At 57.9% G+C, this 10,631-nt stretch carries 11 protein-coding genes; all 11 read left to right on the top strand.

What is annotated here, in order from left to right; genetic code table 11:
- A partial coding sequence (locus PSES9_RS0115320) for an ADP-dependent NAD(P)H-hydrate dehydratase (protein WP_010488380.1) occupies positions 1–511 on the top strand: 511 nt, incomplete at its 5' end.
- On the top strand, positions 504–980 hold the full coding sequence (gene tsaE, locus PSES9_RS0115315) for a tRNA (adenosine(37)-N6)-threonylcarbamoyltransferase complex ATPase subunit type 1 TsaE (RefSeq protein ID WP_010488378.1): 477 nt from the start codon (positions 504–506) through the stop codon (positions 978–980). The genes PSES9_RS0115320 and tsaE, both read left to right, overlap by 8 nt.
- Positions 981–991: 11 nt before the next feature.
- Positions 992–2,410: an N-acetylmuramoyl-L-alanine amidase gene (locus PSES9_RS0115310; RefSeq protein ID WP_010488375.1), complete on the top strand. Its 1,419-nt coding sequence runs from the start codon at positions 992–994 to the stop codon at positions 2,408–2,410.
- Entirely contained in the window at positions 2,407–4,278 is a 1,872-nt protein-coding gene (gene mutL / locus PSES9_RS0115305; protein ID WP_010488373.1) for a DNA mismatch repair endonuclease MutL, read from the top strand. Before PSES9_RS0115310 ends, mutL begins: the two co-directional genes overlap by 4 nt.
- Before the next feature lie 39 nt (positions 4,279–4,317).
- Entirely contained in the window at positions 4,318–5,292 is a 975-nt protein-coding gene (gene miaA, locus PSES9_RS0115300) for a tRNA (adenosine(37)-N6)-dimethylallyltransferase MiaA (protein WP_010488371.1), read from the top strand.
- A 96-nt stretch (positions 5,293–5,388) separates the two neighbouring features.
- On the top strand, positions 5,389–5,649 hold the full coding sequence (gene hfq / locus PSES9_RS0115295; RefSeq protein ID WP_010488369.1) for an RNA chaperone Hfq: 261 nt from the start codon (positions 5,389–5,391) through the stop codon (positions 5,647–5,649).
- Between the two features lie 15 nt (positions 5,650–5,664).
- Positions 5,665–6,966, top strand: coding sequence for a ribosome rescue GTPase HflX (gene hflX, locus PSES9_RS0115290; RefSeq protein WP_010488367.1), 1,302 nt, complete (start codon positions 5,665–5,667; stop codon positions 6,964–6,966).
- Positions 6,967–7,062: 96 nt separating this feature from the next.
- On the top strand, positions 7,063–8,232 hold the full coding sequence (gene hflK / locus PSES9_RS0115285) for an FtsH protease activity modulator HflK (RefSeq protein WP_010488366.1): 1,170 nt from the start codon (positions 7,063–7,065) through the stop codon (positions 8,230–8,232).
- Complete coding sequence (gene hflC / locus PSES9_RS0115280) at positions 8,232–9,104, top strand: protease modulator HflC (protein WP_010488365.1); 873 nt, start codon at positions 8,232–8,234, stop codon at positions 9,102–9,104. The genes hflK and hflC overlap by 1 nt, the downstream gene beginning before the upstream one ends.
- A 106-nt stretch (positions 9,105–9,210) precedes the next feature.
- Positions 9,211–9,396, top strand: coding sequence for a DUF2065 domain-containing protein (locus tag PSES9_RS0115275; RefSeq protein ID WP_029529584.1), 186 nt, complete (start codon positions 9,211–9,213; stop codon positions 9,394–9,396).
- Between the two features lie 37 nt (positions 9,397–9,433).
- Positions 9,434–10,621: an ATP phosphoribosyltransferase regulatory subunit gene (locus PSES9_RS0115270; RefSeq protein WP_010488363.1), complete on the top strand. Its 1,188-nt coding sequence runs from the start codon at positions 9,434–9,436 to the stop codon at positions 10,619–10,621.
- Positions 10,622–10,631: the final 10 nt, after the last annotated feature.

The following is a 10,631-nucleotide window of genomic DNA, read 5'->3' as shown; positions in this document are numbered from 1 at the left end:
GGGGGGGCGCAGCTTGTTATCGGCGGCAGCAGCCAGTGATGGGCCGCAGGTCTGGGATGCCGATGCGCTGAACCAGTTGGCCTCGGGTTGTGTCTCATTGCCCGCAAATTGCGTAATAACCCCGCACCCGGGTGAGGCTGCGCGCTTGTTGGGCGTCAGTACCGCCCAGGTCCAGGCCGATCGTCCGGCGGCAGCGCTCCAACTGGCCAGGCGGTTCGGCACGGTTTGCGTGTTAAAAGGGGCCGGCAGTTTGATTGCCGATCCGGGTGGTCAACTGCGACTATGCGATCGCGGTCATCCGGTGATGGCGGGGGCTGGATTGGGTGATGTGCTTGCCGGGCTGATCGGCGCCTTGTTGGCGCAAGGCCTGACGCCTTTTGCCGCTGCGAGTCTGGCGGTCTGGCTGCATGCCTGTGCCGGAGAACGCCTGGCAGGCAAGGGGATAGGGCTGGCTGCCAGTGATTTGTGTGATGCCATTCGTCAGTTATTACAGGAGCAGTCTGTTGTCTGAGTTAGAGCTGTACGCCGCTGATGAGCAGGCCATGGTCGAGCTGGGAGGGCGCCTTGCCGCAGCCACGGCTAGCGTGGGGGTAATCTACCTGCACGGTGACCTTGGTGCCGGTAAAACCACATTTTCCCGTGGGATAATCCGTGGCTTTGGTCATGTGGGGGCGGTTAAAAGCCCGACTTTCACCCTGGTTGAGCCCTACGAACTGGATGATGCCCGGGTCTATCACTTTGACCTGTATCGCCTGGTCGATCCGGAAGAGCTGGAATTCTTGGGCATACGCGATTATTTCGAAGGTGATGCATTGTGTTTGGTTGAATGGCCGGAGCGCGGCGCAGGCGTTTTGCCAAAGGCCGATATGGACATTACCATTAGCGTGCAGGGAACAGGGCGATCGCTGCGCTTTCAGGCGCATAGTCCGCGCGGTATTGCCTGGTGTGCCGACTTGGACATTGGGAGACGAATCAAATAATGGGGTCGGGTATGCGCATGAGCGCGCGTTTAGTTTTAATAGGGGTGGTGCTGGCGACTTTGGCGTCAGAGGTTTTTGCTGCCTCGGATGTGCGCGGGGTCCGTTTATGGCGAGCGCCGGATAACACCCGCCTGGTGTTTGATTTGTCCGGCCCGGTTAAGCACAGCGTATTTACCCTGTCCGCGCCTGATCGCATCGTAATCGATATCAGCGGCGCCAAGCTGGCGACTTCGCTCAATACCTTGTCCTTGAGCAACACGCCCATTACTGGTGTGCGCTCTGCGCAGCGCACCGCCAACGACTTGCGCGTGGTGATTGACCTTAAAGACTCGGTCACGCCAAAGAGTTTCACCTTGGCCCCCAACCAGCAATACGGCGACCGCTTGGTTGTCGATTTGTACGATAAGGGCGCCGATAGTACGCCGAACTTGCCGCCAACGACCGTGTCATCGTCAGCGCCGGTGCCGGTCACACCGACCCAGGCTCCGCCGAAGATAACGCCCATTCCGAGCGGTAAGCGTGACATCGTTATTGCCATTGATGCCGGTCATGGTGGCGAAGACCCGGGCGCGCTGTCGCCAGTCAAGGGGCGCGTGGAGAAAAACGTCACCTTGGCCATTGCCAAGGAGTTGCAGCGCCAGGTCAATGCCGAGAAAGGCTATCGCGGCGAGCTGGTGCGCACTGGCGATTACTTTATTCCGTTGCGCAAGCGTACTGAAATCGCGCGCAAGAAAGGTGCCGACCTGTTCGTTTCGATTCACGCCGATGCCGCGCCCTCGCGCGCAGCGTTTGGTGCATCGGTGTATGCCTTGTCTGATCGCGGCCCCACCTCCGAAACCGCGCGCTGGCTGGCAGACTCTGAAAACCAGTCGGACTTGATCGGTGGTGCTGGCAACGTCAGTCTCGACGACAAGGATCGTATGCTGGCAGGCGTATTGCTCGACTTGTCGATGACCGCATCCTTGTCCTCGAGCCTGAATGTTGGCCAGAAGGTGCTTGGCAATATTGGCCAGGTGACACCGCTGCATAAGCGCCGGGTTGAGCAGGCGGGCTTTATGGTACTCAAGTCGCCGGATATTCCATCGATCCTGGTCGAAACAGGGTTTATTTCAAACCTGAATGAGTCAAACAAGCTGGTAACCGCCAGCCACCAGCGAACCCTGGCACGGTCGATCATGACTGGCGTCAAGCAGTTCTTCGAGCAGAATCCGCCGCCGGGTACCTATATTGCCTGGATGCGTGACTCCGGCAAGATCGCGCAGGGGCCGCGCGAACATCGCGTCAGTTCTGGCGATAGCCTGGCGCTGATTGCTGCGCGTTACCAGGTCAGCATGGCATCCATCAAGCGGGCTAACTCGATGTCGTCCAATGTGGTCAAGATCGGCCAAGTACTGAAAATTCCCGCTACCCCCCTGGCTGCACAACCATGACTGATGCTGCACGAATCCAGCTGCTCAGCCCGCGGCTGGCTAACCAGATTGCCGCTGGCGAAGTGGTGGAACGGCCTGCCTCGGTCATCAAGGAATTGCTGGAAAACAGCTTGGACTCCGGTGCCAGGCGCATCGAAGTGGATGTCGAGCAAGGTGGTGTAAAGCTGCTGCGGGTGCGTGATGACGGCACTGGCATCTCTGCCGACGACTTGCCTTTGGCGCTTGCCCGCCACGCTACCAGCAAGATTCGTGAGCTTGAGGATCTTGAACAGGTTCTTAGCCTTGGTTTTCGTGGTGAAGCGCTGGCATCGATCAGTTCGGTGTCGCGCCTGACCCTGACTTCCCGTACCGCCGATGCCGAGCAAGCCTGGCAAGTCGAAACCGAGGGTCGCGACATGCGGCCCCGGGTGCAGCCAGCCGCACACCCGGTTGGTACATCGGTTGAAGTGCGGGATCTGTTCTTCAATACCCCGGCGCGGCGTAAGTTCCTGCGCGCCGAGAAGACCGAGTTTGACCATTTGCAAGAGGTGATCAAGCGCTTGGCGCTTGCTCGCTTCGATGTTGGTTTTCAACTGCGCCACAACGGCAAGACCATTCTGTCGCTGCACGAAGCGCATGACGAGGCCAGTCGTGCCCGGCGCGTTTCTTCCGTGTGCAGCAATGGCTTTCTCGAGCAGGCCTTGCCGATAGAAATCGAGCGTAATGGCCTGCGGCTGTGGGGCTGGGTTGGTTTGCCGACATTCTCGCGCAGCCAGGCCGATTTGCAGTATTTCTACGTCAACGGGCGCATGGTTCGCGACAAATTGGTCGCCCATGCCGTGCGCCAGGCATATCGCGACGTGCTGTTCAATGGTCGTCATCCGACTTTTGTGCTGTTTCTTGAAATCGATCCAGGCGTGGTCGATGTCAACGTGCACCCGACCAAGCATGAAGTGCGTTTTCGTGATGGACGCATGGTCCATGATTTCCTGTATGGCACCTTGTATCGTGCCTTGGGTGATGTGCGCCCAGAGGATCAACTGGCTGCGCCCGCCTCGGTCGACACCATGGTGCGTCCGACGGGCCAGGCTGCTGGCGAGTTTGGCCCGCAGGGTGAAATGGGGCTGGCGGCCAATGTGCTGGAGCGCCCGCAGGCGGATTCGGTATGGCGTTCGCCCGGGGCGGGTTTCCAGGGTGCGCGCCCGGCGTTGCCGGCTGCTGAAGCCCAGGGGGCTTATCGCGAGGATTTCAAGCCCATGCCGGAGACGCCGGTTCCTGCCGGGCTGCCGCAAGAGCAGGGCGATGTGCCGCCGCTTGGCTACGCCATCGCGCAGCTCAAGGGTATTTATATCCTCGCTGAAAACGTGCAGGGCATGGTGCTGGTTGATATGCACGCGGCCCATGAGCGCATTACCTATGAGCGCCTCAAGGTGGCAATGGCCAGTGAAGGCCTGCGTGGCCAGCCACTATTGGTGCCTGAGTCTATTGCTGTCAGCCAGCGCGAGGCCGATTGCGCCGAAGAGCATGCGGCGCTGTTCCAGACCCTGGGTTTTGAGTTGCAGCGCCTGGGGCCAGAATCCCTGGCGATTCGCCAGGTCCCGGCTTTGCTCAAGCAGGCAGAGGCCACGCGCCTGGTGCAGGATGTACTCAGCGACTTGCTGGAATATGGCACCAGTGATCGCATTCAGGCACATATCAATGAGCTGCTCGGCACCATGGCCTGCCATGGCTCGGTGCGGGCCAATCGACGCCTGACTTTGCCCGAAATGAATGCCCTGCTGCGCGACATGGAACATACCGAGCGCAGTGGGCAGTGCAACCATGGGCGTCCAACCTGGACGCAAATGGGCATGGACGACCTGGATAAATTATTTTTGCGCGGACGTTGATCGGTCGCGCAACCTCGCTGTTCTCAAGAGATGCAATCAATGTCTGAGCCTCTGCCGCCAGCAATATTCCTGATGGGTCCTACGGCGGCCGGTAAAACCGACTTGGCCCTGGAGCTGGCGCGGGCGCTGCCTTGTGACTTGATCAGTGTTGATTCGGCGCTGATCTACACCGGCATGGATATAGGTACGGCCAAACCCGACAAAGCCACTTTGGCGCAATATCCACACCGTTTGATTGATATTCGTGATCCGGCGCAAAGCTATTCGGCTGCAGAGTTTCGCAGTGATGCACTGGCTGAAATGGGTGAAATCACCGCCAGGGGGCGGATCCCGCTTCTGGTGGGCGGCACCATGCTTTATTACAAGGCGCTTCAGGAAGGTTTGGCCGATATGCCGGGTGCTGATGCGCAGGTACGTGCAGAGATCGAGGCGCGGGCCCTGGCCGAGGGTTGGGGTGTGTTGCACCAGGAGTTGGCCGCCATTGATCCCGAGTCGGCCGCGCGGATACATCCCAACGATCCACAGCGCCTAACCCGGGCGCTTGAAGTCTATAAGGTCAGTGGTTTGACCATGACTGAACATCGCCTGCGCCAGGCGCAACAAAATGTTGACGTTAACCCGGCGAGTGGCAGGCATTTACCCTATAATTTCGTTTGCATGGCCATCGCGCCGGCTGATCGAAGTGTGCTTCACGAACGAATTTCACAGCGTTTTCAGATGATGCTTGAACAAGGCTTCATCGAAGAGGTCGAACTTCTGCGTCAAAGAAGTGACTTGCATCCAGGTTTGCCGTCTATACGAGCAGTAGGTTACCGCCAAGTGTGGGAATACCTCGACGGCGATGTCAGTCGTTCGAAGATGCAGGAGTTGGGGATAATTGCTACTCGCCAGTTGGCCAAGCGACAGTTTACATGGCTGCGCAGTTGGTCTGATGTGCGCTGGTTGGATAGCCTGGCTTGCGACAATACGTCACGCGCCTTGAAATACTTGGCATCGGCCTCCATATTGGAGTGAGACCATGCCGTTAGCCGTCTATTCTTGAGAAGGGCGGCGCTAAGTTGTTTATTGATTCTTAAATTATTGAAATTGATCCTTAAAGGAGTGCGGCACATGTCAAAAGGGCATTCGCTACAAGACCCTTACTTAAATACCCTGCGTAAGGAACGCGTACCGGTATCTATTTACCTGGTTAACGGGATTAAGTTGCAGGGGCAAATCGAATCTTTCGACCAGTTTGTAATTTTGCTGAAAAACACTGTCAGCCAGATGGTCTACAAACACGCAATTTCCACCGTAGTGCCGAGCCGTCCGGTTCGTCTGCCAACCGCTAGCGAAACGGAGCAGGCCGAGTCCGAGCCAGGTAACGCCTGATTTTAGGGGGCTGTATTGTTCTTCGAACGCCATGAAGGTGGTGAGCGGGCCATCCTGGTTCATTTGGATGGCCAGAACTCAGAGGCGAGTGAAGATCCGCAAGAGTTTCAGGAACTTGCTATTTCAGCGGGTGCTGACACGGTGGCCTTTCTTAGTGTGCCGAGCAATCGGCTGACTGCGAAATACCTCATCGGTAGCGGTAAGGTTGAAGAGCTGCGCGATCAGGTCAAGTCTGCAGAGGCCGACCTGGTTATCTTCAACCACGTCCTGACACCCAGTCAGGAGCGAAATCTGGAGCGTGCCTTTGAGTGTCGCGTATTGGACCGTACCGGTTTGATTCTCGATATCTTCGCCCAGCGCGCGCGTACTCACGAGGGTAAGTTGCAGGTTGAACTTGCCCAGCTTGATCACTTGAGTACTCGACTGGTGCGGGGCTGGACTCACCTTGAGCGACAAAAAGGTGGTATCGGCCTGCGTGGCCCGGGTGAAACCCAGCTCGAAACCGACCGCCGCTTGTTGCGGGTCCGTATTCGTCAAATCAAACAGAAGCTCAATAAAGTCCGCAGCCAGCGTGAACAAGCACGTCGTGGCCGTCAGCGGGCAGATATCCCTTCGGTTTCATTGGTCGGTTATACCAACGCCGGCAAGTCGACGCTGTTCAACGCCGTGACCGAGTCCGAGGTCTATGCGGCTGACCAGCTGTTCGCAACGCTCGACCCTACCTTGCGTCGTCTAGACTTGAACGACTTTGGTCCTATTGTGCTGGCCGACACCGTGGGCTTTATTCGCCACCTGCCGCACAAATTGGTTGAAGCCTTTCGTGCGACCCTTGAGGAGTCGAGCAACTCCGACTTATTGCTGCATGTGATTGATGCCCATGAGCCCGAGCGCATGGCGCAGATCGAACAAGTGATGGCGGTGTTGACCGAAATTGGCGCCCATGAGTTGCCGATTCTCGAGGTCTATAACAAGCTTGACCTGCTTGAGGGGGTTGAGCCACAAATTCAACGTGATGCCGATGGCAAGCCGCAACGTGTATGGTTGTCGGCACGCGATGGACGTGGTCTACCTTTACTTAAGCAGGCAATTGCGGAACTCTTGAGTGATGACCTCTTTGTCGGCACATTACAGTTGCCGCAAAAGCTCGGACGCTTGCGTGCCCAGTTTTTTGAGCTGGGCGCCGTGCAGAGCGAGGCTCACAGCGAAGATGGCAGTAGTTTGTTGGCAGTACGTTTGCCGCGTGTGGAGCTCAATCGGTTGGTGAGTCGCGCTGGCCTGCAGCCGTTGGAGTTTATTGAGCAACACACTTTGCAATAAAGCCTGTGTCAGCGGTTGTGCCGTTGAGGCTGGGCATTCGGTAGCATTGGCCGACGCGTCGTGGACGCGTCTTTGCTTTATCAGATGGAGAGCGCTATGGCTTGGAATGAGCCGGGTGGCAACTCGAATAATCAGGATCCGTGGGGTGGGCGCCGTAACAACGGTGGCGATCGCAAAGGGCCTCCGGATCTCGACGAGGCCTTCCGCAAGCTACAGGAAAGCCTTAACGGGTTGTTCGGTGGCGGTAAAAAACGTGGTAGTGGCGACGGTGACAGTGGTGGCAGCAAGGGTGGCTACGGCATGCTCTTGGTCGGCTTCCTGGTGATCGTGGCTTTTTGGCTTTACAGCGCGATCTACGTTGTCGATGAGCAGGAGCAAGCCGTTGTCCTGCGTTTCGGTAAATATTACGAGACTGTAGGGCCGGGCCTGAATATCTACTTCCCGCCGATTGATCGTAAATTCCAGGAAAACGTCACCCGCGAGCGTGCTTACAGCAAGCAGGGCCAGATGTTGACCGAAGATGAAAACATCATCGAAGTTCCACTGACCGTGCAGTACAAGATCAGCAATTTGCAGGATTTCGTACTTAACGTGGACTCGCCTGAAACCAGCTTGCAGCAAGCAACTGACAGCGCGATACGTCACGTGGTCGGCTCGACCGAAATGGATCAGGTGCTGACCGAAGGTCGTGAACTGTTGGCCAGCGAGGTCAAGGAGCGTTTGCAGCGTTTCATGGACAACTACAAGACCGGCATCGTCGTGACCCAGGTGAACCTGCAAAGCGCTGCTGCGCCGCGTGAAGTTCAAGAGGCATTCGATGACGTGATTCGTGCCCGTGAAGACGAGCAGCGCGAGAAGAATAAGGCTGAAACCTACGCCAATGGTGTGGTTCCAGAAGCACGTGGTCAGGCCCAGCGCCTGGTCGAGGATGCAATGGGTTACCGCGATGAAGTGGTTTCTCGTGCCCAGGGTGAGGCTGACCGCTTCACTGCGTTGGTCGCCGAGTACCGCAAGGCGCCGGAGATTACCCGTGAGCGCTTGTATCTCGACACCATGCAAGAGCTTATGAGCAACACCAGCAAGGTTTTGGTCACTGGTGACAAGGGGCAGAACAACCTGCTTTACCTGCCGCTGGATAAAATGATTGATGGTCGCAAGGGCAATGGCTCAAGCGCAATTTCCGGAGCTGCTTCGGCCAGCGACCCGGATGCCGGTTCCCTGCGCACGCCGCAACCGGTTGACCTACGTTCAAGGGAGAGCCGCTGATGAGTAGTAAATCACTGGTTGCTCTGATCGTTGCCGTGGTGCTGGCAATCGTTGCCTGGAACAGCTTTTATATCGTCGCTCAGACTGAGCGTGCGGTGTTGCTGCAGTTCGGTCGTATTGTCAATCCGGACGTCAAGCCAGGCCTGCATGTGAAGATTCCATACGTCAACCAGGTGCGTCTGTTCGACGGTCGCTTGATGACGCTGGATGCAAGCAGCTCACGTTTCCTCACCCTGGAAAAGAAAGCGTTGATGGTTGATGCCTACGCCAAGTGGCGTGTGCGTGATGCCGAGCGGTACTACACCGCAACCTCCGGTATCAAGCAGACGGCTGATGAGCGTCTGTCGCGTCGTCTCGAAGCTTCGCTGCGTGACCAGTTCGGTAAGCGCACCCTGCACGAATCGGTTTCGGGTGAGCGTGATGCGCTGATGGCTGACGTGACCGCATCGCTGAACAAGGCGGCGCAAAGCGAGCTGGGCATCGAGGTCGTCGACGTGCGGGTCAAGGGCATCGACTTGCCTAAGGAAGTAAACCGCAGTGTGTTCGACCGTATGGGATCGGAGCGTGAGCGTGAAGCACGCGAGCACCGGGCCAAGGGTAAAGAGCTGGCAGAAGGTATCCGTGCCGATGCCGATCGTCAGCGCCGTGTTCTGTTGGCAGAAGCCTACCGTCAAGCTGAAGAGCTGCGCGGTGAGGGTGATGCCAAGGCGGCAGCCATCTACGCCAAGGCTTATGGCCAGGATCAGGAGTTCTACTCCTTCTACCGTAGTCTGAAGGCTTACCGTGAGAGTTTTGCGGACAAGCGTGACGTGTTGGTGCTTGATCCAAGTAGCGAGTTCTTCCGCTATCTGGAGAAATCCAAGCAGCCATGATGCTTGCCCCGACGGACGCATGTCGTCCGTCGGGGTGACCGTTCAAGAAAACGTGGTATGATGCGGCAGCCGGGAAAATCCCGGCTTTTTTGCGTCTGTGGGAATCATGTGGCAGGAATTAGGCATAGCAGTTTGTTTGGTCTTGGTGCTCGAAGGTGTCCTGCCCTTCCTCTATCCGCGTCGTTGGCGCGGTGCGGTCGAGCAACTGGCTCAGTTGTCGGATCGCGGACTGCGTCTTATGGGGCTGACCAGCATGTTGCTGGGCACAGCGCTTCTTTATTGGCTTCACTGATGGCTTGTGCCGCCCGGATCAAGAGGGGAATGGCGAAATGGCGACGGTAGACCGCTGGCTGCTGCCAGATGGCATCGAAGAAGTATTACCTCCAGAGGCTGCGCGCATCGAAGTGGCGCGCCGCCAAGTGCTGGATCTATTCCAGCGTTGGGGCTATGAATTCGTAGTAACGCCGCATATCGAATACCTTGAGTCGCTGCTGACTGGCGCGGGTCAGGATCTCGATCTGCGGACGTTCAAGGTGATCGATCCTTTATCGGGTCGGCAGATGGGGTTCCGCGCGGACATTACGCCGCAGGTTGCCCGTATCGACGCACATACGCTGCGGCGGGAAGGGCCGAGCCGGCTGTGCTATGCCGGCAGTGTGCTGCATGCCCAGCCGCGTGCGCTGACCACCTCGCGTAGCCCGATCCAGTTGGGTGCCGAGTTGTATGGCGATGCGAGCCCTGCAAGCGATGTCGAGGTTATCAGCCTGCTGGTCAACACGCTTGAGCTGGCGGCTGTGCCGGATGTGCACATGGATCTCGGTCATGTCGGCATCTATCGCGGTCTGGCACGGGCAGCTGGCTTGTCGGGTGCGGCCGAGCAGCAGTTGTTCGATGCCCTGCAGCGCAAGGCCATTGATGAAATCGCCGAGTTGACCGCCGCATTGCCCGCCGAGCTGGGCAAGATGCTGCGTGCGCTGGCCGAGCTGTGCGGTGGCCGTGAGGTGCTTGACCTGGCGCAGGCATGCCTGGTCGAGGCGCCGGATGATGTGCATGCCGCACTGGATGACCTGCTGGCGATTGCCGATGAGCTGAGCCTGCGCTATCCAGAATTACCGCTGTACTTTGATCTTGGCGAGTTGCGCGGCTATCACTATCACACTGGCGTGGTGTTTGCTGCGTTTGTACCGGGTGTCGGCCAGTCGATTGCCCAGGGTGGTCGTTACGATGATATCGGCGCAGACTTCGGTCGCGCGCGCCCGGCAACAGGCTTCTCGACGGATTTAAAAACCCTGGTGAGCTTGGGCAACATGCAACTGGCGGATGCGCCGGCGGGCATTTGGGCGCCTGATCACCACGATGTTTACCTGTGGCAAGCGGTACAAAAGCTGCGTGGCGAAGGCGCGCGGGTGGTACAGGCTCTGCCAGAACAGGGTTTGGCTGATGCGCATGAGGCTGGCTGTGACCGTCAGTTGCAGTTGCGTGATGGTCGTTGGCAAGTGACGCCCCTGGCGTCCTGATATGTTTCCG

It is taken from the genome of Pseudomonas sp. S9, from assembly GCF_000222125.1.
Classification (GTDB): domain Bacteria; phylum Pseudomonadota; class Gammaproteobacteria; order Pseudomonadales; family Pseudomonadaceae; genus Aquipseudomonas; species Aquipseudomonas segetis.
The sequence above is the reverse complement of the archived record's forward strand: the minus strand, read 5'-3'. Positions and strand labels throughout refer to the sequence as shown.